24 protein-coding genes and 1 riboswitch are annotated in these 22,770 nt (G+C 55.4%); of the genes, 12 read left to right on the forward strand and 12 right to left on the reverse strand.

The annotated features are described in order from the left end of the window. Nucleotides 1–389 precede the first annotated feature (389 nt). The 3 genes from mdtJ (at nt 390) to ACMGG3_RS05870 (ending at nt 3,316) form a co-directional block, all read left to right on the forward strand. Nucleotides 390–752: a multidrug/spermidine efflux SMR transporter subunit MdtJ gene (mdtJ, locus tag ACMGG3_RS05860; protein ID WP_032670478.1), complete on the forward strand. Its 363-nt coding sequence runs from the start codon at nt 390–392 to the stop codon at nt 750–752. After that, nucleotides 739–1,068: a multidrug/spermidine efflux SMR transporter subunit MdtI gene (gene mdtI, locus ACMGG3_RS05865; protein ID WP_014169849.1), complete on the forward strand. Its 330-nt coding sequence runs from the start codon at nt 739–741 to the stop codon at nt 1,066–1,068. Before mdtJ ends, mdtI begins: the two co-directional genes overlap by 14 nt. An 85-nt stretch (nt 1,069–1,153) precedes the next feature. Beyond that, nucleotides 1,154–3,316, forward strand: a complete 2,163-nt coding sequence (locus tag ACMGG3_RS05870) for a bifunctional diguanylate cyclase/phosphodiesterase (RefSeq protein WP_020884293.1) — start codon at nt 1,154–1,156, stop codon at nt 3,314–3,316. Between the two features lies 1 nt (nt 3,317). Here ACMGG3_RS05870 and ACMGG3_RS05875 read toward each other — a convergent pair whose 3' ends face one another. The 3 genes from ACMGG3_RS05875 to ACMGG3_RS05885 form a co-directional block, all read right to left on the reverse strand. Then, a complete protein-coding gene (locus ACMGG3_RS05875; protein ID WP_020884292.1) occupies nt 3,318–4,139 on the reverse strand; it encodes a trypsin-like serine peptidase in 822 nt (273 codons plus the stop codon). 278 nt (nt 4,140–4,417) lie between these two features. Beyond that, entirely contained in the window at nt 4,418–4,807 is a 390-nt protein-coding gene (gene asr, locus ACMGG3_RS05880; protein ID WP_032670412.1) for an acid resistance repetitive basic protein Asr, read from the reverse strand. Nucleotides 4,808–4,984: 177 nt separating this feature from the next. Beyond that, the gene (locus tag ACMGG3_RS05885) at nt 4,985–6,472 is read right to left on the reverse strand and encodes a carboxypeptidase M32 (RefSeq protein ID WP_063925030.1); all 1,488 of its coding nucleotides are present in this window, start codon (nt 6,470–6,472) and stop codon (nt 4,985–4,987) included. A 155-nt stretch (nt 6,473–6,627) separates the two neighbouring features. Here ACMGG3_RS05885 and ACMGG3_RS05890 point away from each other — a divergent pair, with 155 nt between their 5' ends. Then, nucleotides 6,628–6,990: a cell envelope integrity protein TolA gene (locus ACMGG3_RS05890; protein ID WP_333096642.1), complete on the forward strand. Its 363-nt coding sequence runs from the start codon at nt 6,628–6,630 to the stop codon at nt 6,988–6,990. A gap of 1 nt (nt 6,991) precedes the next feature. Here ACMGG3_RS05890 and ACMGG3_RS05895 read toward each other — a convergent pair whose 3' ends face one another. Continuing rightward, the gene (locus ACMGG3_RS05895) at nt 6,992–8,245 is read right to left on the reverse strand and encodes an MFS transporter (protein ID WP_032681138.1); all 1,254 of its coding nucleotides are present in this window, start codon (nt 8,243–8,245) and stop codon (nt 6,992–6,994) included. Between the two features lie 121 nt (nt 8,246–8,366). Between ACMGG3_RS05895 and ACMGG3_RS05900 the strand changes: the two genes are divergently transcribed. From ACMGG3_RS05900 to bioD, 3 genes are all read left to right on the forward strand, one after another. Continuing rightward, nucleotides 8,367–9,299: a LysR family transcriptional regulator gene (locus ACMGG3_RS05900; RefSeq protein WP_414149681.1), complete on the forward strand. Its 933-nt coding sequence runs from the start codon at nt 8,367–8,369 to the stop codon at nt 9,297–9,299. A 94-nt stretch (nt 9,300–9,393) separates the two neighbouring features. Continuing rightward, complete coding sequence (gene mlc / locus ACMGG3_RS05905; protein ID WP_044857727.1) at nt 9,394–10,614, forward strand: sugar metabolism global transcriptional regulator Mlc; 1,221 nt, start codon at nt 9,394–9,396, stop codon at nt 10,612–10,614. Nucleotides 10,615–10,744: 130 nt separating this feature from the next. Then, entirely contained in the window at nt 10,745–11,440 is a 696-nt protein-coding gene (bioD, locus tag ACMGG3_RS05910; RefSeq protein WP_014169857.1) for a dethiobiotin synthase, read from the forward strand. Here bioD and clcB read toward each other — a convergent pair. The 8 genes from clcB to ACMGG3_RS05950 form a co-directional block, all read right to left on the reverse strand. Beyond that, the gene (gene clcB / locus ACMGG3_RS05915) at nt 11,375–12,685 is read right to left on the reverse strand and encodes a voltage-gated ClC-type chloride channel ClcB (RefSeq protein ID WP_108648369.1); all 1,311 of its coding nucleotides are present in this window, start codon (nt 12,683–12,685) and stop codon (nt 11,375–11,377) included. The two genes, bioD and clcB, sit on opposite strands and share 66 nt — an antisense overlap. 168 nt (nt 12,686–12,853) lie before the next feature. Continuing rightward, entirely contained in the window at nt 12,854–14,002 is a 1,149-nt protein-coding gene (gene osmV, locus ACMGG3_RS05920; protein WP_047357361.1) for an osmoprotectant ABC transporter ATP-binding protein OsmV, read from the reverse strand. Further along, the gene (osmW, locus tag ACMGG3_RS05925; RefSeq protein ID WP_108648367.1) at nt 14,002–14,649 is read right to left on the reverse strand and encodes an osmoprotectant ABC transporter permease OsmW; all 648 of its coding nucleotides are present in this window, start codon (nt 14,647–14,649) and stop codon (nt 14,002–14,004) included. Before osmW ends, osmV begins: the two co-directional genes overlap by 1 nt. Nucleotides 14,650–14,657: 8 nt before the next feature. Then, nucleotides 14,658–15,557: an osmoprotectant ABC transporter substrate-binding protein OsmX gene (osmX, locus tag ACMGG3_RS05930; RefSeq protein ID WP_414149682.1), complete on the reverse strand. Its 900-nt coding sequence runs from the start codon at nt 15,555–15,557 to the stop codon at nt 14,658–14,660. Nucleotides 15,558–15,575: 18 nt separating this feature from the next. Next, on the reverse strand, nt 15,576–16,286 hold the full coding sequence (gene osmY, locus ACMGG3_RS05935; protein ID WP_068794563.1) for an osmoprotectant ABC transporter permease OsmY: 711 nt from the start codon (nt 16,284–16,286) through the stop codon (nt 15,576–15,578). Nucleotides 16,287–16,559: 273 nt separating this feature from the next. After that, nucleotides 16,560–17,303, reverse strand: a complete 744-nt coding sequence (locus ACMGG3_RS05940; protein WP_068794564.1) for a YoaK family protein — start codon at nt 17,301–17,303, stop codon at nt 16,560–16,562. A 156-nt stretch (nt 17,304–17,459) separates the two neighbouring features. Further along, nucleotides 17,460–18,083 carry a glutathione S-transferase family protein gene (locus tag ACMGG3_RS05945; RefSeq protein ID WP_414149683.1) on the reverse strand — a complete coding sequence of 208 codons (624 nt, stop codon included), beginning with the start codon at nt 18,081–18,083 and terminating at the stop codon, nt 17,460–17,462. Between the two features lie 106 nt (nt 18,084–18,189). Then, nucleotides 18,190–18,483 carry a DUF1330 domain-containing protein gene (locus ACMGG3_RS05950; RefSeq protein ID WP_014169865.1) on the reverse strand — a complete coding sequence of 98 codons (294 nt, stop codon included), beginning with the start codon at nt 18,481–18,483 and terminating at the stop codon, nt 18,190–18,192. Nucleotides 18,484–18,551: 68 nt separating this feature from the next. Here ACMGG3_RS05950 and ACMGG3_RS05955 point away from each other — a divergent pair, with 68 nt between their 5' ends. From ACMGG3_RS05955 to ACMGG3_RS05975, 5 genes are all read left to right on the forward strand, one after another. Beyond that, entirely contained in the window at nt 18,552–19,004 is a 453-nt protein-coding gene (locus ACMGG3_RS05955) for a MarR family winged helix-turn-helix transcriptional regulator (RefSeq protein ID WP_014169866.1), read from the forward strand. A 216-nt stretch (nt 19,005–19,220) separates the two neighbouring features. Further along, a riboswitch (guanidine-I (ykkC/yxkD leader) is annotated at nt 19,221–19,319 on the forward strand. Nucleotides 19,320–19,376: 57 nt separating this feature from the next. Beyond that, nucleotides 19,377–20,435 carry a putative urea ABC transporter substrate-binding protein gene (locus tag ACMGG3_RS05960; RefSeq protein WP_032681129.1) on the forward strand — a complete coding sequence of 353 codons (1,059 nt, stop codon included), beginning with the start codon at nt 19,377–19,379 and terminating at the stop codon, nt 20,433–20,435. A gap of 17 nt (nt 20,436–20,452) precedes the next feature. Then, on the forward strand, nt 20,453–21,268 hold the full coding sequence (locus ACMGG3_RS05965; protein WP_414149684.1) for an ABC transporter permease: 816 nt from the start codon (nt 20,453–20,455) through the stop codon (nt 21,266–21,268). Beyond that, on the forward strand, nt 21,265–22,041 hold the full coding sequence (locus ACMGG3_RS05970) for an ABC transporter ATP-binding protein (protein ID WP_014169870.1): 777 nt from the start codon (nt 21,265–21,267) through the stop codon (nt 22,039–22,041). Before ACMGG3_RS05965 ends, ACMGG3_RS05970 begins: the two co-directional genes overlap by 4 nt. Nucleotides 22,042–22,054: 13 nt before the next feature. Next, nucleotides 22,055–22,762: an urea amidolyase associated protein UAAP1 gene (locus tag ACMGG3_RS05975; protein ID WP_040019021.1), complete on the forward strand. Its 708-nt coding sequence runs from the start codon at nt 22,055–22,057 to the stop codon at nt 22,760–22,762. Nucleotides 22,763–22,770 lie beyond the last annotated feature (8 nt).

Here is a 22,770-nt window from a genome sequence, read left to right on the forward strand (position 1 = left end):
AAAGGCGAAAGCCGTTTCAATAAACTAACCAAAATCAAACGGGATGGGTAAAGAATTGAAAAGACTTTGAGTAAAAGGCTTACTTATGGTACAAATTTGGCGTGTTCAACTACCGAGGACAATTTTCATCCGCAAAGACGAGAAGCAACAACGCGGATAATTGTAATTTTATGGACAATTTGTTCAGGACGTATTCTTCAAACAACACCGCTGTATTTTTCACTTCCTTCTGCCTTCTTTCTGGTGAGCAACACTGGCGCAACGCGCTATAGTCACATCTTCTGCCTGAGCTGGCGCTACGCGCTTAGCTGTCTGATTTAATTTCATATTTTTTGGTTTGCTGCACGCAGCAGGCCACGATGGATTATATTCTCAAGCAGGAGAAAAACATGTTTTACTGGATTTTATTAGCCCTTGCTATTGTCGCTGAAATTACCGGCACGCTGTCTATGAAATGGGCAAGCGTCAGCGATGGCAATACCGGCTTTATTTTAATGCTGGTGATGATTTCACTTTCCTATATTTTCCTGTCGTTTGCAGTGAAGAAAATTGCGCTGGGTGTGGCCTATGCGCTGTGGGAAGGGATCGGTATTTTGTTGATCACCCTGTTCAGCGTCTTATTATTTGACGAAACATTATCAACAATGAAGATTGCCGGGTTAACGACGCTGGTAGCAGGTATCGTGCTGATTAAATCGGGTACACGCAAACCGACTAAGCAGCCGAAGGAGCAGACCCATGCAGCAGTTTGAATGGATCCACGCGGCCTGGTTGGGGTTTGCCATCGTGTTGGAGATTTTAGCGAACGTCCTGCTAAAATTCTCTGACGGTTTTCGTCGTAAAATTTACGGACTGTTGTCGATTGCCGCCGTACTGGGGGCGTTCAGCGCCCTGTCACAGGCGGTGAAGGGTATCGATCTGTCCGTGGCCTATGCGCTGTGGGGCGGGTTTGGTATTGCCGCCACCCTGGCAGCCGGCTGGGTGCTGTTCGGTCAGCGTTTAAATAACAAAGGTTGGATTGGACTGATATTGCTGCTTGCCGGCATGATCATGATAAAACTCGCCTGATACACGTTAAGCCATTATTTACAGGCAGCGAAATTCGCTGCCTGTATTACTCTTAAAAAAAGCAAAACATTGAAGAGGATGGCTAATGTATCGCACATTAAGCTGGCGCAATATTCCCACCGCGAGAACATTGTTTGCCATGATCTTCATGGCGGGGATCGGCTTAATCATCTCCATTGTCGCGCTGCTCTATTTATCTCTGCACCTGATCAGCACCAAAACCAATGAAATTGACGAGCACCGCACCACGCTTTCCGTGCAGGGTGCGATACAAACGTCGGTTAACCGTGTCTCGACCCTGGTGATAGATAATGCCGTCTGGGACGATGCGGTACGCGAGGTCTACCGCCCAAAGCTCGATACCGAATGGTTATACAACACCTGGGGAGCGGGCTTTAAAGTCAATAACCTCTATGACGGCACTTTCGTGCTGGATGAGCATTTCAACGTTATCTGGGGATCGTTTCAAAGCCAGCCTTTTGCGGAGACGAATCTCGACTTTTTTGGCAAAGGCCTGCAAGCGCTTATTCAGCAGCACGGACGTGAGTTACCTAGCCAGAAGAATATTTATGCCGGGATCACCCGAACGCGTCACGGCGTCGCGTTTGTCGGAATAGGGCTGATCCGACCGATGATCGGGCGATTGCAGGTTAACGACGGTACACGCCGCTATCTGGTGATTACCCGCCATTTGAATAGCGGCATATTATCCGATCTGGGGCAGACCTTTCAGATTGATAACCTCAACTTTACCCCGGATAAAATCAACAGTCTGAGTATGCCGCTGCGCAGTTCTGCTGGGGAGTTACTGGGTTACCTCAACTGGCAGGCACGCCTTCCTGGCGCGCAGGCGGCCCGGGCCGCATCATCTGATATCACGCAGATAGTGGTGCTGGCATCGGTGCTGATCCTGCTGTTCATTATGGTGAGCTGCGTGGGCCTGTACAAACTGGCCCGCGGAGAAAGCCAGGCGCGTCTGGTCGCCAGAACGGACTGGCTAAGCCATCTGCCGAACCGCCGCGCACTCATTGAAGCGCTGGACCGCGTGAGTTTGCGTGGCGATATTGACGTCAAAAGCGTGGTGTTTATCGATCTGGATGGCTTCAAGGACGTCAACGATATCTACGGCCACAGCGTCGGTGACGATCTCATTGTGACCATTGCCAAAACGCTGAATGAATGCGTTCCACCGGGCGGGATGCTGGCGCGCATGGGAGGCGATGAGTTTGCCATGACCATCGGCGGTGAAGGGGCAGAAGCGCTGGCGACCACCTTTGCTGAATCCGTACTGGATTTTCTCAATACCCCTATTCGTCTGGGGGAGCGCACCATTCATATCGGCGCCAGCATCGGGATTGCCAGCGGAACCCTGATTGAATGCACCAGTTCCGAGCTGTTTCGCCGCGCCGATATCGCCATGTACCATTCCAAAATTAGCGGGAAAGGGCGTGTCACCCACTATGACGCGGCGCTGAATAACGCCCGGGAACGCAAGCTTGCGATTGAAAACCAGATCCGTAACGGACTGGAGCGAGACGAGTTTGAGGTCTGGTACCAGCCGATTATTGACGCCCGCAGTCAGAAAATGAGCAGTGTGGAAGCGCTGGTTCGCTGGCCGCGTCGTCCGGAAGGCGAACTCGGTCCAGATACCTTCATTTCCATTGCGGAAACGAGTGGGCTGATTTACAAACTGGGCCAGTTTGTTTTGCAGCGTGCCTGCCAGGATCTGGAGCCGTACAGCGAATTAAAGCTCTCCGTTAATATCTCCCCGGCGCAGTTTCGCGACCCTGAATTCGAAGAAAAAGTGGCCTGGGTTCTGGAAAGCACCCGTTTCCCGGCCAGGCGACTCCAGCTCGAAGTCACGGAGACCTATGTGCTGGAAAACCCCGAGCGTGCCCGCACGGCGATTGCCAACCTTAAAGCGCTGGGCACCGCGGTGGCGCTGGATGATTTTGGCACGGGCTATTCGAGTATTGGCTATTTGCGGCGTTTTAATTTCGACACCATTAAGATTGATAAATCACTGGCCGGGCTGGTGGACAACGATGAGCAGGCAGCGGCGCTGGTGAGCGGGACGGTGAGGATCGCCAATGCCCTGGGCATGGCGGTGGTCGCTGAAGGGGTGGAAAACGAAAAGCAGATGAAATTGTTACGGCTGGCTGGCTGCGATCAGCTGCAGGGATTCTGGTTCAGCCAGCCGATGCCGATTGAATCAATCAGGGCGTTACGTCAGGTCAGACAGTGCTGAATTACTGCTGCGCCAGTGCTTCCAGCTTGTCACGAAAACCGGTCACGGCTAAGGCCCGGTTATCTGCACGCCATCTGTCTTTTGCCGCTGGCGCAGAGCTTTGAACACCAATCAGCTGCCAGCCGTTATCCGTTTTTAACATCAGCGGCGAGCCGCTGTCACCGGGTAACGTATCGCACTGATGCGAGAGCACGCTGTTTTGCGCCCATCCTGTGACAATACAGTCCGTGTGGGTGTAAAGCGCGTCTAGATGATCGACAGGGTAGCCTGATTGCGTCACCTTACGGTCGGCGGCTTTCAGTGCGGCAGTGAGCGCGGCTTTGTCTCCGTCAAATAACGGAAGCGGGGTAATGCCAGAGGGCGGGTAGCGCAAAATGATCAGGCCAAAATCCCAGGATGCCGCTGACGGAGGCACTATCCAGCCGTCACCGTCAGGCTTCAGACGTTTGCCGAGGGAAGCATCAACCCGTCCCTCAATACCGTGAATTTCATAACGCCACATCCCTTTTTGCGACACAAATCGCAGGGCAACGGCTTTGTCTGGCTTGCCGTCTGGCGGTGTCAGCAGGCAGTGGCCTGCCGTCAGGGCAAGTTGCGGGGTAATCAGCGTAGCGGTACATAAATTACCGCTGGCGGTTTCCAGTTGCCCGATAGCGTCCCAGGGTGCCTGGGTAGGATCGGCGACGCGCGTACGATCGTCATGACCGAAAAACAGCGTTTTAAGCTCTTTCGCGCTAATGGTTTCATCACCGCCATCATCCGCATGTGAGAATCCAGAAAAAAGACCAAACGTTCCCAGTAACAACACAACAGATTTACGCATATCACACTCTGGTGGGGGCAATTATGATTATTAAAAGTGAACCCTATGAAAATACTATAGACGGGACAGCGCTAAAGTGGGAGTAAAATCAGCGTGCTACGATCAGGAAAGATAAAAATGGCTTGCGATGAGCGCGCATAAAATAAGCAGGATAAGAATCAGCTCAAACCGATAGCGCCGCAGCATACGCCCTCCGGATAAAAAAAACGGCGCTGGACCTTTCCGGTTCAGCGCCGGTTTACCAACGTGCCCCGAAAGGCACGGTTAAGCTTGTACTCTTACGCAGCTGGCTGTGCAGCTGGTTTAGCAGCTTCGTGTTTTACTGCTTTTTTGTGATGCTTTTTAGCCGCCTGGGCTTTCTGTTCTACAGCAGGTTTGGTCGCTTTTTTGTGGTGCTTTTTAGCGGCCTGCGCTTTCTGCTCTACAGCCGGTTTAGCGGCATCTTGTTTAACGGCTTTTTTGTGGTGTTTTTTAGCAGCCTGGGCTTTTTGCTCTGCAGCAGGTTTAGCGGCTTTATGGTGTTTCTTGTGGTGTACGGTTTTTGCCGGAGCAGCAGTCGTCGTTGCAGCTGGCGCAGCAGCAGCCGGTGCAGCAGTGGTTTCAGCAGCAAACGCAGCAGAAGACAGACCCATAGCAGCGGCAACAACCAGAGCTAATACTTTTTTCATGTTCATACCCTCGAATTTGGTTTTTCATTTAACCCCACTGCGGGGCCGTTGAAAGAACTATATCCCTGTAAATTCGGGGTTTCCGTGAGTGATTGGTATCGGCGTGTAACGGAATGTACAAAGGGCGGTAAAGGGTGCGCAAAAGGAAAACGGCCGGAGTGTACTCCGGCCGCTGGATTACAGATAACGGGACGTCAAATGCTCGCGGAAGTAACGGATATTCAGGTCTTCACCCGTCGCCTGGGTAATCAGTTGCGAAGTGGTGAAGCGGCTACCGTGCTGCCAGATGTTCTGACGCAGCCAGTCAAACAGGGCGGAGAAATCGCCCTCAGCGATGGAGGACTGCAGACCCGGCAGCGCCGTTTTGGCCGCATGGAACAATTGCGCGGCGTACATCGCGCCGAGCGTGTAGGACGGGAAGTAGCCAAAACCGCCGTCGGTCCAGTGAATGTCCTGCATACAGCCGTTGCGGTAGTTATCTTTGGTTGATAACCCGAGCCAGGCCTGCATTTTCTCATCCCACAGTGCCGGAATGTCATCCACCTCGATATCGCCATTGATCAGCGCACGCTCAATTTCATAGCGCAGCACCACATGTGCCGGGTAGCTGACTTCGTCGGCATCGACGCGGATATAGCCCGGCTTCACGCGCTGGTTCCAGGCAATAAAGTTCTCTTCACTGAACGCCGCCTGACTGCCAAAACGGGCGTGAACCGCAGGGAGGAGATGTTTAAGGAAAGCGTCGCTGCGCCCCAGCTGCATCTCAAAGAACAGGCTCTGGGATTCGTGGATCGCCGTTGAACGGGCCAGCGCGACAGGTTGACCGGCCCACGTTCGCGGCAGGTTTTGCTCGTAGCGCGCGTGTCCAGTTTCGTGGATCACGCCAAACAGCGCGCTGAGCAGCTCGTCCTCATCATAACGCGTGGTGATGCGCACATCTTCCGGCACGCCACCGCAGAACGGGTGTGCACTGACGTCCAGGCGACCGCCGTTAAAATCAAAGCCGAGCATCTTCATGGCTTCAAGCCCAAGTTCACGCTGCGTTGCCGTCGGGAAGGGGCCCTGCGGCGGAACGAACGACTGCTGAGCCTGTTTTTCCACAACGTTTGCCAGCAGGTCCGGCAGCCAGGATTTCATATCCGCGAACAGTACGTCCAGACGCGCACTGGTCATGTCCGGCTCGAAAATATCCAGCAGCGCGTCGTAAGGGCTGCAGCCTTTGGCTTCAGCACGCAGACGAGCCTCCTCGCGGCTCAGTTTGACGACCTCTTTCAGGTTGGCGGCAAACCCCTGCCAGTCATTGGCCGGACGCTGAGTACGCCAGGCGTGCTCACATTTGCTGCCTGCCAGCGATTTGGCTTCCACCAGCGCTTCCGGCAACAGCGACGCCTGCTGGTAATGACGCGTCATTTCACGCAGGTTGGCTTGTTCAATATCATTCAGGTCCTCACCGGCCGCGGCGGACAGCCATTCACCCACCTTTTTATCGGTAAGGATCTGGTGTTGCAGAACGCTCATTTCGGCCAGCGCTTCACCGCGCGCGGCACTGCCGCCCGGCGGCATCATGGTAAACATATCCCAGCTGGCGATGGAGGAGAGGTGGGAGAAACGGGAGAGGCGCTGGAAGGTGCGGGTGAGTTGTTGGTAGTGGCTGTTTTCGCTCATTTCGTTTTCTCTTTGCAAGGCGATGTTTCAGGCATGAAGAGTGAGTAGTATCAAAATTCCCGCCTGAATCCAAGCCATTACCCCTTAGAGTTTGGTGCTATTTCGTTCAGTAACGCTGTGTTATAACCCTAAAAAAAACGACTGCCGGATGGAAAATGAACAAGGTTGTGAGTGTAGGGATTGCAGTGTTGCTGACGGGGTGCCAGACACATCATCATGAGGTGATTCCGTTCAACACCGAAGAAGACTCTGCGCACGCATGGGCGTTTGCGTATGTGGAAACAGTGAAACAAAGGATGACGACCACAGAGCAGTATGAAGGGAAGCTCTGCTCGTTAAAGATTCACCAGCCCAAAGGCGCGACCTATGTGACCAACATTCAGGTGGTAAAAGGCAGCGATCCTGAACTGTGTAAGGCCGCCATTGCGGCCTTACAGTCTGCCAGTGACGATCATGTGCTCCCAGTGGTACCTGATGAGCGTATCGGGGAAAACTACACGCTCGATTTCAAACCCTGAATCAGTGCAGCCGCTGGTGTAAACGGGTCCCTACCAGCAGCGCCCCGCAGAGCATCAGCGCAATAAAACCGCCCACGCCGTTCCAGCCATAGTTATGCCAGAACACCCCACCCAGCGTCCCCGCAAAGCTGGAGCCGAGGTAATAGCTGAACAGATACAAAGATGACGCCTGGCCTTTGGCCCGGCGAGCGCGTGGCCCAATCCAGCTGCTGGCCACCGAGTGAGCGGCGAAGAAACCGGCAGAGAAAAGCAGCATCCCGGCGAAGATAAGCCACAGGGAGGCGAAAAGGGTCATCAACAGGCCGAGCAGCATGACGGCGGTAGAGACCAGCATAACCGGACCGCGTCCAAAGCGGGCCGTCATCGCTCCGGCTTTAGGTGAACTCCACGTACCGGTGAGATACGCAACAGAGAGCAGACCTACCACCGCCTGGCTCAGGTGCCACGGGGAGAGCATCAGGCGATAGCCGATATAGTTAAACAACGTAACGAATGAGCCCATCAGCAGAAAGCCGGTCAGGAACAGCAGCGGCAACCCTTTGTCACGCCAGTGCAGACGGAAGTTGATAAACAGCGTTTTCGGGCGCAGGGAGGTGGAACGAAAATGACGTGATTCCGGAAGGATTTTCCAGAACATCAGCGCAGACGCAAGGGCAAAGCAGCCGATCACCGCCAGCGCAATACGCCAGTTAAAGAAGTCCGTAAACACCCCGCTCAGCAGACGTCCACTCATTCCGCCAATCGAGTTCCCGCTGATGTACAGCCCCATAGAGAAGGCGACAAAGCTCGGGTGGATCTCTTCGCTGAGATAGGTCATCCCGACCGCCGCCACGCCGCTCAGGGATAACCCAATCAGCGCGCGCATCACCAGGATACCGTGCCAGCTGGTCATCATCGTGGAGAGTAACGTACAAATCGAAGCCAGCATCAGGGCGGTAACCATCACCTGTTTACGGCCAATGGCGTCGGAAAGTGGCCCGGTGAAAAGCAGACCAATCGCCAGCATGCCGGTAGAGATGGAGAGCGAAATACTGCTGCTGGCAGGCGATACGCCAAATTCATGGGAAAGAACGGGCAGGATCGGCTGAACGCAATAGAGCAGGGCGAAGGTTGCCAGACCCGCTGAGAAAAGCGCCAGCGTGACACGCATGAACTGGGGGGTACCACGTTTAATGAACTGAACCGGCTGCGATGCTGCGGGTAAATCATCAATATCTCTGGCCGGATCGATATCAATGGTAGATGTACGACTCACACAATGTCCTTGCTTAAACATCCCCGTGGTTTCGGGTGACGGGTATGACCACACGATCAGAGTAGGAAAATGTAAATATTCTGTCTAATATATTAATAATCTCAAATGATACTTTAAAAATATGAATATCGAACTGCGTCATCTGCGCTACTTTGTCGCCGTCGCTGAAGAGCTTCATTTTGGCCGCGCGGCGGCAAGACTGAATATCTCACAACCCCCGCTAAGCCAGCAGATCCAGATCCTTGAGCAACAGGTCGGGGCGCGCCTTCTGGCACGGACCAACCGCAGCGTGAGCCTGACGGCGGCCGGGAAGCAATTTCTGGCCGACAGCCGACAAATTCTCAGTATGGTGGATGAGGCGGCAGCCCGGGCAGAGCGGCTTTATCTCGGGGAAACCGGAGAGTTGCGTATTGGGTTTACCTCGTCTGCACCGTTTATCAGCGCTGTTTCGCAGACCCTGTCGTCGTTTCGCCGGCATTTTCCGGATGTGCATATTCAGACGCGCGAAATTAATACCCGCGAGCAAATCGCTCCGCTGAATGAAGGTTCTCTTGATTTAGGTCTGATGCGTAACACCCATCTCCCGGATACGCTGGCGTGGCAGGTTATTCTGCGCGAACCGTTAATGGCAATGATCCCGCACGATCATCCGCTCGCCTCGCGTTCGGCGGTCACGCTGGCAGAGCTGGCAAAAGAGCCGTTTGTTTTTTTCGACCCGCAGGTAGGTACCGGTCTGTACGACGATATTCTGGGCCTGTTACGACGCTACGATCTTGCCCCGATCATTACGCAGGAAGTCGGGGAAGCGATGACCATCATTGGGCTTGTCGCGGCGGGGCTGGGTGTCTCTATTCTTCCGGCCTCGTTTAAACGGGTACAATTGCGTGAAATGCGCTGGGTTGCTATCGCCGAAGACGATGCTGTTTCGGAAATGTGGCTGGTATGGTCGAAACATCATGAGCAGAGCCATGCAGCGCAGCGGTTTAAAGCACAGCTGTTAAGCGCCTCTGCAGAACGATATTTAGAGGGAAAAGTGGGTAAAAATGTGCAGTAAATCACATGGCTAAGTAAATATTTGACGACGGCCATTGAAGTGCTTCACCATAGCCCACAGTTTATTTCGATGCTCGAAAATAAGGGAGTACGAGGTGGTTGCTGATAGTCAGCCAGGGCACATTGATCAGATTAAGCAGACCAACGCTGGCGCGGTTTATCGCCTGATTGATCAGCTTGGCCCGGTTTCGCGTATCGATCTTTCGCGCCTGGCACAACTGGCACCTGCCAGTATTACCAAGATTGTTCGTGAAATGCTGGAAGCCCACCTGGTCCAGGAGACGGAAATTCAGGAGCCGGGCAGCCGCGGCCGTCCGGCGGTCGGCCTGGTGGTGGAGACCGAAGCGTGGCACTACCTGTCACTGCGCATTAGCCGGGGAGAGATCTTCCTTGCCCTGCGCGATTTAAGCAGCAAGCTGGTGGTAGAAGACCGGCTGGAACTGCCGCTCAAGGCTGAACAATCGCTCCTCGATGTCATTGTCACCCATATCGATCACTTCTTTATTCGCCATCAGCAACGCCTTGAACGCTTAACGGCCATTGCGATCACCATGCCGGGTATTATTGATACCGAAAATGGAATCGTGCACCGCATGCCGTTCTACGACGATGTTAAAGAGATGCCGCTGGGCGAGGTGCTGAAAAATCACACCGGCGTGCCGGTCTATATTCAGCATGACATCAGCGCCTGGACGATGGCGGAGGCGCTGTTTGGCGCATCCCGCGGCGCAAGGGACGTGATTCAGGTGGTGATTGACCATAACGTCGGGGCGGGCGTCATCACCGACGGACGCCTTCTGCATGCCGGAAGCAGTAGCCTGGTCGAAATCGGCCACACGCAGGTCGATCCCTACGGCAAGCGCTGTTACTGCGGCAACCATGGCTGTCTGGAAACCATCGCCAGCGTGGAAAGCGTGCTGGAGCTGGCGCAGGTCAGGCTCAGCCAGTCCATGAGCTCTTCGCTACACGGACAACCGTTGACCGTCGATTCACTCTGCGCCGCAGCGCGTCAGGGGGATCTGCTGGCAAAGGATATTATTACCGGAGTGGGGAATAACGTTGGCCGCATTCTGGCCATTATGGTGAATCTCTTCAACCCGCAAAAAATCCTGATTGGCTCACCGCTGAGTCAGGCGGCGGAAATCCTCTTCCCGGCTATCTCGGCCTGTATTCATCAACAGGCGCTCCCGGCCTACAGCAAAAATATTGCCGTGGAAAGCACCCAGTTTTCCAATCAGGGCACCATGGCTGGTGCAGCCCTGGTCAAGGACGCCATGTATAACGGCTCGCTGCTGATCCGCCTGTTACAGGGTTAACTCTTTTCCGCAGATGTACGAAAAATTGCGCTATCTCAAGCTGGGTAGCGCACGCATCCCGTAGACTTCCCCCACTGAATTATTTCTCTGGTTTATATTTTCGAAGCATACCCAAGAGGTGGAATGAGTCATGCTTAAGCGTTTCTTTGTTACGGGTACAGATACCTCTGTCGGCAAGACCGTTGTATCCCGCGCGTTGCTACAGGCTCTGGCAGCAAGCGGTAAACGCGTTGCAGGGTACAAACCGGTCGCAAAAGGCAGTAAAGAGACGCCCGAAGGATTGCGGAATAAAGACGCCCTGGTGTTACAAAGCGTCTCGTCACTGGAACTGCCATATCACGCGATCAATCCCATTGCCTTAAGCGAAGATGAAAGCAGCGTGGCGCACAGCGGTCTGATTAATTACACCCTGTTGTCCGACGGTCTGGCGAACCTGAGCGAGATGGCCGATCATGTCGTGGTGGAAGGTACCGGCGGATGGCGCAGCCTGATGAACGATCTGCGCCCGCTTTCTGAGTGGGTGGTGCAGGAGCAACTGCCGGTGATCATGGTGGTCGGTATTCAGGAAGGGTGCATCAACCATGCGCTTCTGACGGCGCAGGCGATTGCCAATGACGGATTGCCGTTGATTGGCTGGGTCGCAAACCGTATCAACCCGGGCCTGGCGCACTACGCGGAAATCATCGACGTGCTCAGCAAAAAACTGCCGGGACCGTTGGTGGGTGAGCTGCCTTATCTGCCACGTGCCGAACAGCGTGAATTAGCGCAGTACATCGATCTCTCTTCCCTCGGTCGCATGTTGTCCGTAGATAGAGTCGTGGCGTAACGTCCGCGACAAGACGGACGCGATCACGCAGGCAATCAGCAAACCGGGCAGCAAAAAATACTGCCCGGTCATTTCACAGACCATCAACGCAGACATAATGGGCGCGTGGGTCGTCGCGGCGAGTAACGTCGCCATGCCTGCCAGCCCCAGCAAAATCACCGTTTCAGACCCCGGAAACCACAGCCCGAAGAGTTGTGCAAACAGCATTCCTGTGGCCATGCCGACAAACAACGTCGGTGTGAAAACCCCGCCCGGCGCGCCAGAACCGCTGCTTGCCAGTACCGCCAGCAATTTACAGATAAATACACCTGCTATCACGGACAGCAGCGGTGGGGCGAGCAGAAAAGCCTGAACCACGCTGTAGCCATTCCCCCACACGTCAGGCGTCAGGAGCGACAGCAGCCCGACGATCGCTCCGCCGAGCGCCAGTTGCCAGGGCGGCGAGAGCCGGAGACGCAGAAATAACGAATGGCTGAACGCCATAAGCCACATCAGCAGCGGTCCGCACAGTCCCGCCAGCAGGCCTGTCACGACAAGCAGGCCATAATCTGTCGCACTGAGTAGGCCACTCAGATGGACGTCATAGAGCGTACCGGCACCGGGCGCTAAGAGTCGCGTGGTAAGCAGGGCTACCACCGCCGCAATCACCACCGGCCCGAGCGAGGCCAGCATCAGCGTGCCAAACAGAATTTCGGCAATAAACAGGCTGCCGGCCAGGGGCGCGTGATAGGCGCTGGCCATCCCGGCCGCGGCTCCGCAGGCAATCCATAATTTCCATTCGGATTTCGGCGTAAAGCGTTGGGCGAAAAAGGAGGCGGCCAGCGCCGCAAGCAGGATCATGGCACCTTCGCGGCCGATGGCGCTCCCGCTGGAGACAACCAGCAGTGACGCAAGGGATTTTACGAGGCTCGAGCCATAATCAAACTGGCCGTCGCCCGTCTCCAGTGCTTCCATATAATCTGTCGGCGCATGAGGACGTTGCGCCGTAAGCCGCTGCCATCCCCACAACAGTAACCCCGCCGCCAGCCCTCCCAGCGCGGGCGTCAACGCGCGACGCCACGGAGATAACGCCGCCGCGGCATTCACCAGACTGCCGCTGTTGTTACTGAGAAACAGCCACTCCAGCAGATACATGCTGTGGCGGAACACCGCGACGGCCAGCGCGGCCAGTATGCCGGTAAGGGTGGCAATCAGAAGTCTGCGAAACATCGCGCGGATGTCGGGATAAGCGTGAAGACGTTGCATGGGCCGCAATTAAACGTGGGAGATACAATATTGTGAGGGGAAATCGCGGGGTTAGCAAAAGGTATGCGTGCGATGAACCGTGTCGGCCTGAGCAAATGCGCTGTGGGGGAGCGTGTCGCCGGGCAGGTCAGCGCCATACGTCTGGCCCGCCCGGCGGAGTGTTTTCGCTTAACTCTCGCTGTGAATATTCAGCGCCCGGCGCGTACGGCCGGAGCTGAGATACTCGGCAATATAATCCTGCGAGATCTCACCGTTATAGCGGCCCTCTTCGTCGACAATCGGCATCCAGCTGGTGTTGCTCTCATACAACCGTGAAAGCACCACGCGCAGGTTATCCTCCGCTTTGCCGGTCATACGGAACGGATGCAGGATATCGGCACAGGTGCCGCTGGCATTACGCGCTTCCCGACGCTTCACAAAGCCCAGCGGTTTACCCCGATCGTCCACGACGGTAATGGCGCGAATATCGTTGTCATCCATGGTTGCAAAGGCCTCAGAAAGCAGGGTAGAGCCCCGCACGGTGAGGGTCGGTTGCTGGTCGGTGACATCACCTGCCGATACCAGCAGCAAACGCTTGAGCGTACGGTCCTGGCCGACAAACGAGCCGACGAACTCGTTCGCCGGTTTTGCCAGCAGTTCGTCCGGGCTGGCGCACTGGACAATACGCCCCTGGCGGAAGACGGCGATACGATCCCCAAGCTTCAGGGCCTCGTCGATGTCATGGCTGACCAGCATCACGGTCTTTTTCAGTTTACGCTGCATCTCCAGGAACTGGTTCTGGATCACCTCGCGGTTTATCGGGTCCACCGCACCGAACGGTTCATCCATCAGCAGTACCGGAGGATCCGCCGCCAGGGCGCGGATCACGCCGATACGCTGCTGCTGACCGCCGGACATTTCACGCGGATAGCGGTTGAGAAATTTATGCGGGTCCATGGCCACCATATCCATCAGCTCTTCAGCGCGGGTTTTACATCGGGCTTTATCCCAGCCCAGCATGCGCGGCACCACGGTGATGTTTTCCTCAATGGTCATGTTCGGGAACAGACCAATCTGCTGAATAACGTAGCCAATATTGCGGCGCAGGGTCACGGTATCCATCCCGCTGGTGTCTTCACCGTTAATCAGGATCGTGCCGCTGCTTGGTGCGATCAGACGGTTAATCATCTTCAGGGTGGTGGTTTTCCCACAGCCTGACGGGCCGAGCAGGACGCACATTTCCCCTTCAGGCACGTTGAGGTTGACGTTGTCGACGGCCTTAACGCTCTGGCCGTGTTTCTGCGAAAATTGTTTGGTGAGGTTTTCCAGTTTTATCATTATCGTATCCCCTTTGGAGTCAGAACGACCTGCAGACGATGCAGCAGCCAGTCGAGCACAATCGCTAAAAGACAGATCATCAGCGCACCCGCAATTAACATACGAATATCGCTACCGCCGATGCCGTTAAGCAGCAGCAGGCCAAGACCGCCAGCGCCAATCACTGCGGCAATGGCCATCACGCCGATGTTCATCACGACGGCGGTGCGGATACCGCCAAAAATCACCGGCAGTGCCATCGGGATTTCAACCCAGCGCAAACGCTGCCAGAAGGTCATCCCGATACCGCGTCCGGCTTCACGCAGGCCCGGCGGCAGGCTGTCCAGCGCGGTATGGGTATTACGCACAATTGGCAGCAACGAGTAGAGAAACACCGCCGTGATAGCGGGCAGGGCACCAATGCCCTGACCGATCAGCGAAAAGAGCGGGATCATCAGGCCAAACAGCGCAATGGACGGTATTGTCAGCACGATGGTGGCAATCCCCAGCACCGGCGTCGCCAGCCATTTGTGGCGGACAATCAAAATCCCCACAGGGACGCCGATGAGTATGGCTAGCCCAACCGCCAGCGCCACCAGCCACAGGTGTTGCAGCGTCAGGGTTAACAGATAGTCCCAGTTATCCAGAATGTAGTGAATCGTCTCCATAGCGCCTCCTACAGCAACTGTTTGCTACGCAGGAAATCACGGGCGACCTGCTGCGGTGACTGATGGTCGATATCCACCTTCTTATTCAGTTCGGTGATAACGTCGTTATTGAGCTGGGCGGAGAGAGTATTCAGCGCCTCTTTCAGACCCGGATTGGCGTCAAGGGTGTCTTTACGCACCACGGGAGTGACCGCATAGCTCGGGAAGAAGCCTTTATCATCTTCCAGCACCTTCAGGTCGAAACCTTTTACCCGCCCGTCGGTGGTATAGATAAGCCCGGCATCGACGAAACCGTCCCGCACCGCGTTATAGACCAGGCCCGGGTCCATCTGGCGGATCTGCGGGCGATCCAGTTCCATGTTGTATGCCGCCTGCAGCGGTTTCATCCCGTCGCTGCGTCCGGCAAATTCGAGGTCCAGACCCAGCAGCCAGTTTTTATCCGGATCGGTTTTACGGATCTGCTCAATCTTTGCGACCATTTCAGACATGGTGTTGATGTGTTCCGCTTCGGCGCGTTTACGCTGCATGGCGAAGGCGTAGGTATTGTTCATATTGGCGGGGTTGAGCCATACCAGACCGTGCTTCGCGTCCAGGCGTTTCACCGTCTCGTAAGACTCCTGTGGCGACATGCGCTTGTTGATGTGGTTAAAAATGATTAACGACGTGCCGGTGTACTCCCAGGTCATATCAATTTGTTTGTTGATCATCGCGTTGCGGGAAATGACCGTGGCAATATTGGTCTGTGGCTGGACCTGAAATCCCTTCTTTTGCAGATACTGGACGGTCATGGCCGAGAGAATGTGCTGCTCGGTAAAGCTCTTGGTCGCCAGGATCAGCGGGGCCGCTATCGCCTGGCTGGTGAACAGTGCCGCGGCACACAGCGCCGTCAGGCTGGATATCAGTCTCATAAAAGCTCCTTGTTATTGTTATCGAGCGAGATGTGGACTCATCACGCGACCCAGCGCAGCCAGCAGGGTGTCGAGGATCAGAGCAAACAGGGCGGTGGCCGCCGCGCCGAGGATCAGCGTCGGGAAGTCGTTGAGGTAGATACCGGGAAAAATCAGTTCGCCGTAGCTGCTGGCACCAATCAGGAAGGCCAGCGGGGCGGTACCCACGTTGATGGCGGTGGCAATGCGGATCCCGGAGAGCATTACCGGCCAGGCGTTGGGAAGTTCGACCTGGCGCAGACGCTGCCATTTCGTCATCCCAATGCCATTAGCCGCTTCCAGTAACGACGCCGGAACCGAGCACAGTCCGGCATAGGTGTTTCGCACTATCGGCAGCAGCGAGGCGAGGAACAGGGCGATAATCGCAGGCGTATCACCGATACCAATCACCACCATTGCCAGCGCCAGAACGGCCAGCGGCGGCAGGGTATTACCGACGTTAAAGATCTGCATCACGTATTCAGCGATACCGCGTGCTGACGGGCGGCTCAACAAAATGCCGCTGGGAATACCTATCAGCAGGGCAAAGAACATGGATGAGAATACCAGGATTAAATGCTGTTGCCCGAGGTAAATCAGGTCAACCTGACGCGCCTTAATTGTATCCAGCCCAATTCCCCAGGTGAGGAGGGCAACGACCACAATAATGGCGCCGACAAAAAGCAGCGAACGTTTGAGTAATGGGTGCATTGCGATGTGTCTCCCTGTGCGCATGCGTTATAGCAACCACGGGTTGCCTGTTGTTATGCCATGTTTCGGCAGGGGTAGTTGACCTATAGCAAGCGTTTGGGATGGGTTCCAGCGAAGGGGGAAAATCAGTAACCCTATGAAATTAGTGACAACCTTAGGTTAAGCCTTATGGAGCAAGGGCTGGCTGTGGGGCAGACAGAATTGTCCTAAAGCGTAATTTAAAATGTGACAGTGTCACATGGCGTGAGCGTCTCCTCACGCCTGCGACCCTCATTATCGGCTGAAGGCGGCGCGCACCCGGCGAACGCGCACTGAGGTGCTGATGATGGAAAAGGCGGCGACAACGACGAGCATTACCCCAAGCGCCAGCATGGCGTTAAACCCAATCCACCTGAACAGGAGCAGCCCGGCGATACCGCCGGTAATAAACGAGAAAATGGTGGTTAAGTGGGTTTTAAGCTGACTTTTTTGCGCTGCCGTATCTTTGGAATAATCCCGGCGGAGCATCGCCACCAGGACCGAGGCCAGGGATATTCCCGCGTCCGTCAGCGTGCCGGTAATATGGGTTGATCTTACCCGGCCGCCGGAAAGCTGGGTCGATGTTGAATTATGAATCCCCATCAGACCACAAAGAAAGATAATAATTTCACGGTTAGTCGTGAGGGCATGGAAATACATCTCGTAACAGGAAACGCCGGTCAGTAATAATCCCTCGACCAACAGTATCTGGCAAAAAACCAGCCTGATATTATGGATAATCCCCCATAACACGATGATACGGGCCATGATTGCGCCGGCAACAAAAGACAGAATAAGGGTGCCAAAGAACAAAATATCATTCAGATCGGTAGAGGAAACTTCGCTGGATAATTGGGAGGTATTGCCGGTCATATGGGAGGGAAAAAAGCCAAATGCCCCGAGGGCGATGGCGTTGAGCAAGCCTGCAGAGGTCGCCAGCCAGAGTGCGAGCAGGCGATCCTCCTGATGCGTTCGTTCTTTTTTGAGTTTAATCAGCAAGAATACCTCCGGGTTGAGCTTTGCCTGACTATTCAGGCTAGCAAAGCGGTGCAAGGGGCTGTCCAGGATATTGCTTAATTATTATTCCTGATAACGGCATTCAGGGTTTTGTAATTAAATAAAATATCCTTGCTGAATGTGTGTGGGCTGAAAAACTTACACCATACCGTTATTCCCGTGACGTAAAAATGCCGGTCGCTGATTAAGTCGTTCGAACCAGGCGTTAATTGCCGGCACATCAGGCTTATCAAATGGCGTCATTTTCCAGCGGTTCACCGAAAGACCAAGTACCACGTCTGCAAGGGTAAACACCTCGCCCGCCGTATAGGCTGCAGTGCGTTGCAACTGCTCCTCCAGAATAGCGATGCAGTGGTTCCACGCTTTAATTCCGGCGGCAATACGCTCCGGGTCGTTATAGTCCGGGTTATTGCGTCCCAGTGCCGGAAAGACATACCGCCAGGCATTGTTGAATTCGCTTGCCTGCCAGTCCATCCAGCGTTCGACGTTGGCGCAGGCCTGCGGTTCCGTTGGCAGGAGATCCTCACGGCCGGCTTTACGTGCCAGATAACGGCAGATTGCGTTAGATTCCCAGAGGACGAACTCGTCATCGAGCAGTACGGGAACCATGGCGTTGGGATTCAGAGCGCGGAAGGCAGCGGTTTGCGTGGAGGCAAAACCGCTGCCGTAGTCTTCCTGGTGATACTCGATACCCGTTTCTTCGCAGGTCCAGAGCACTTTACGCACGTTGATCGAGGTTGTCTTGCCCAGGATGCTTAACATGATGCCGGTGTCCTTTTAGAGATGCAGTGTTTAAAAACTCTACACCGGTTCTGGCGAACGGGTGGAGAAATCTGGAAACGATATCGCAGGCAAGGAAACGAAACGCTTAGTCAGTGGTGACAACGAACATTTTTGCCTGCTGTGCCAGCTGGCGTTCAGCTTTGATCGGGGCATACTTTTCCGAATGGTAAAACGCCAGCGCCTGCTGCAGTGAAGGGAACTCAAAAATGCCAGCAAAGGGTAGCGGTTCTTCATCGCCTTCAAGGAGTTCGACAACAGGACCAAAATGCAGAATTTTGCCGCCGGCCTCTTCAAGTGCCAGTCTGAAGCGAGGGGCAAGATTGGCCTGCCGTGCAGGGTCGATAACACGTAAATTGATATGGATAAATGCGGGCATCATGATACCTTGAATAGCGTTAATAGTGTATATACACTATTTTATCTCACCGTATCTGTCGAGCGTAAAGTATGAACACTGTTGATCTGGCGTTACTAAAAACCATCCCCGAGACCTGTCCGGCGTATCAGGCACGTGCAACAGCACGGGCTATTACGCGTTATTACAACGCCTGCTTCAGACCTTATGAATTGACGGCAGAACAGTTCAGCCTGCTGGTGGGGATCGGCGGTGGCGTAAATGAAACGGTGGCAGGGCTTGCATCAAAGGCCGGGGTGGATGCAACCACACTGAGCCGAAACATACGGATTATGGAGTCCCGTGGGGTTATTGAATCAACGGGGGGGCGCGGACGCCGTGGAAAACAACTTAGCCTGACCGCGCAGGGGTGGGCGCTTCTGACATCCGTGATCCCCGTATGGCAGTCCGCGAGAGAGGAATTGTCACGTAAAATGGGAAGCGAGCAGCTCAGCCTGACGACGACGATGATGAAAGACCTGGCAAAAACCAGCACATCATTTTGAGCCTTTCCTGCTGTCGCAGACACGTTCTGTGGGCAACGCCGTCAGCACCACGCGTCATCCCAAAGAGCACCAGCACGGTGCACTTAACTCGCCTTGTCTCACCAAAACGGTGAAACAGCCTGCACAGGCAGACTTAACAGTTTAATAATTAACATAAAAAATTCTGGCATATCCCTTGCAACGCTTAACACTGAAGGGCAGCACACCACAATTTGAAAAATAGCTGGCTAGGGTTCCGGTTCACTGCGGTGAATGGCTGGTCCAAGAGCTGGCGACCTCTGAGAGGTTACACGGCGGGACAAAAGCCCGGGAGACAGCAGCACCTGAAGGTGTCGCGCTGCCCCCTAATTTTGTGCCACTCAGAGGTCAAGCATGAAGAAAACGCCATTATTCCGCACCCTGGTACTCTCCCTGGCGATGCTGGTCAGTCTCCCCACCTTTGCTGCGGTGAAGAAAGAGTTCAACGTCTGCTGGACCATCTACGCCGGCTGGATGCCCTGGGGCACCCTCAGCAGTAGCAAAATCATCGATAAATGGGCCGATAAATACGGCATCAAAATCAATGTTGTTCAGCTCAACGACTATATCGAATCCATCAACCAGTACACTGCGGGCCAGTTTGACGGCTGCACCATGACCAATATGGATGCGCTGACCATACCGGCCGCTGGCGGCGTTGATACCACGGCGCTGATCCTTGGCAGCTATTCAGAAGGCAACGACGGCGTGGTGATGAAGGGCGAGGGCAAAACGCTCAACGACCTGAAAGGGATGAAAGTCTACCTGCCTGAGCTCTCTGTTTCCCACTATCTGCTGGTGCGCGGCCTGGAAAAAGCCGGCCTGGCCGAAAAAGACGTCACCGTGGTAAACACGTCTGACGCGGACATCGTCTCTGCCTTTGGCACGGCAAATGTGCAGGCGGCGGTAGCCTGGAACCCGCAGCTGTCGGTCATCAAAGGCACACCAAAAACGACTGAAGTGTTCAGCTCCTCTCAGGTACCGGGTGAGCTTATCGACATGATGGTGGTCAACAGCGAAACCCTGAAAGACAACCCGGCGCTTGGCAAAGCATTAACCGGCGCATGGTACGAGATGATGGGGCTGATGAAAGCGCAGGATGCCACCGTGCTCAATGCAATGGCCGCCGCCTCCGGTACCGATCTGGCCGGTTATCAGGCGCAGCTGAAAACAACCCACCTGTTCTATACCCCGCAGGACAATATTGCCTTTTTAACGTCGCCGGAGCTGGCGAAAACCATGCAGCGCGTGGCCACGTTTTCGTTCGATAAAGGGCTGCTGGGCGATGGGGCGCAAAGCGCGGATTTCATCGGCATGCGCTTCCCGGGCAATGTCACCCAGGGCGATGCCAGCAACGTGAAGCTGCGCTTTGATGACAGCTTCGTGAAAATGGCCGCTGCCGGCACGCTGTAATAACGGACGGAACATCCATGCGACAAATTAATCGCCATCCCACGCCCGGCATGCGGCTGATGCTCGTGATGCTGCCTTTCGTCCTGCTGCTGGCCGCGTACTTTTTCGGTTCCGCGGTCAGGCTGGAGGCTAACCCGCAGGACAAGCTGCTGCCTGGCCTGCAGCAGATGCTGGACGCGCTATCACGCATGGCGTTGACCCCGGATAAACGCAGCGGTGACTATCTGTTCTGGGTGGATACGCTGGTGAGCCTTGCCCGTCTTCTGACGGGGCTGGTCATCGCCTCGATCATCGGCCTCTGTGTTGGCGTCACCGCCGGTGTTTTCCCGCTGTGGCGCGCGTCGCTCTCGCCGCTGATGACGGTGCTGTCGATGATCCCGCCGCTGGCGATCCTGCCGGTGCTATTTATCGTTTTCGGGCTGGATGAACTGTCGAAAGTGATGCTGATTGTCATCGGCATCACGCCGATGCTGGCGCGCGATCTGGAGCATCGCGCGTGCGAAATCCCCCCGGAGATTCTGATCAAAACCCAGACGCTGGGTGCCAACAGCTGGACGCTGGTGTTGCGCGTGGTACTTCCGCAGCTGCTATCGCGGCTGCTGACCTCGCTGCGTCTGCTGCTGGGGTCGGCATGGTTGTTTCTCATTTCGGCAGAGGCCATCTCCTCAACCGCCGGGCTGGGCTATCGCATTTTCCTCGTGCGCCGCTATATGGCGATGGATGTGATCATTCCGTACGTCCTGTGGATCACGCTGCTGGCCTGGCTGATGGATCTGGCCCTGCGCCAGTTACATAAAACCTGGTTTCCCTGGGCGGAAGGAGGGAAGGCATGAGCTTTATCACCATCAACAATATCTGGCAGGAGTACGGCGACCACGTGGTGCTGGAGCGCCTCAATCTGCAGGTGAAAGAGGGCGAGTTCTGCTCAATGGTGGGGGCCTCTGGCTGCGGAAAATCCACGTTTTTGCGCCTGCTGCTCGGTCAGGAAGCGCCCAGCCGAGGGTCCATTACGCTCGACGGTAAACCGTTGCGCGCCGAGCCGGACAGCAGCCGGGGCGTGGTGTTTCAGCGCTACTCCGTTTTCCCGCATCTCAGCGTGCTGGATAACGTCACCATAGGGCTCGAACTGCCGCAAGCGCCGCTGTTCGGGCGCCTGTTTGGGGCAAAGAAACGCGCGGCGCGTGAGCGGGCCACCGGGATGCTGGAAAAAGTTGGTCTCGGGCATGCGATGCACAAATACCCGGCCCAGCTTTCCGGGGGTATGCAGCAACGTTTAGCCATTGCGCAGGCCTTCATCATGCAGCCGCGCGTGTTGCTGCTGGATGAGCCGTTTGGCGCCCTGGACCCGGGTATCCGTAAAGATATGCACGCCTTGTTGCTTCAGCTGTGGGGGGAGACCCGCATGACCGTCTTTATGGTCACCCACGATCTTTCGGAAGGCTTTAACCTCGGCACCCGCTTACTGGTGTTCGACAAAGTACGCCTCGACCCGCAGGCGCCCAACGCCTTTGGCGCCCGTATTACCTACGACATTCCGCTCAACGAGACGCGGCTCTCCGCGCTGAGTGGAACGGCTCCCGATAACGTTTATGCATTAAGGGGTTAACACCGTGAATACCATGACCATGTTACGCGAAGAGATCCTGCCCGGCGGCGGTCACCTCTCGTTTGTGCTTAAGCGCGGGCAGATCCTGCGTATGACCGACATTGAAGGTGGAGCAAACGTCAGCCTGCTGATGCTGAATCCGCACGAGAAAAGTGAACGTCTGAACCTTCCCGACACCCTGAAAGGTCAGCACACCGCGCGTCTGACCGCCGGACACTGCTTTTACTCCGACATGGGACGCGTGCTGGCAGGCATCACCGCAGATACCTGCGGCTGGCATGACCCGTTTGGCGGCGTACTGAACGCCGCCGAGGTGACTGAAAAGTATGGCCAGGGACGCTATCAGGAACTGCGTAACGGGTTTTACCGAAACGGAACGGACAACCTGCTGGTGGAGATGGGTAAGTGGGATCTCAACCTCGAAGATCTGCTGATGGTGGTCAACTTCTTCAGCAAAGTCACCGTCGATGACCGCGGTCAGTTCACCTTCCACGGCGGTTATTCGCAGCCGGGCAGTTACGTGGAGCTGTACGCCCCCATGGACACGCTTGTGGTGATGACCGCGCTGCAGCATCCGATGGATCCGTCCCGGGAATATGCCCCACGACCGGTCGCGCTGAGCTGGCGACAGGCTGAGGATGAAGAGGGGGCCGTTAACGCGCTTCTGACGCGCCCGGAAAACGAACGCGCCATGACCAATACCCGGCTTTTCGCCCTGTAAGGAGCAGT

It is taken from the genome of Enterobacter sp. BNK-18 (genome assembly GCF_047456135.1).
Classification (GTDB): domain Bacteria; phylum Pseudomonadota; class Gammaproteobacteria; order Enterobacterales; family Enterobacteriaceae; genus Enterobacter; species Enterobacter ludwigii.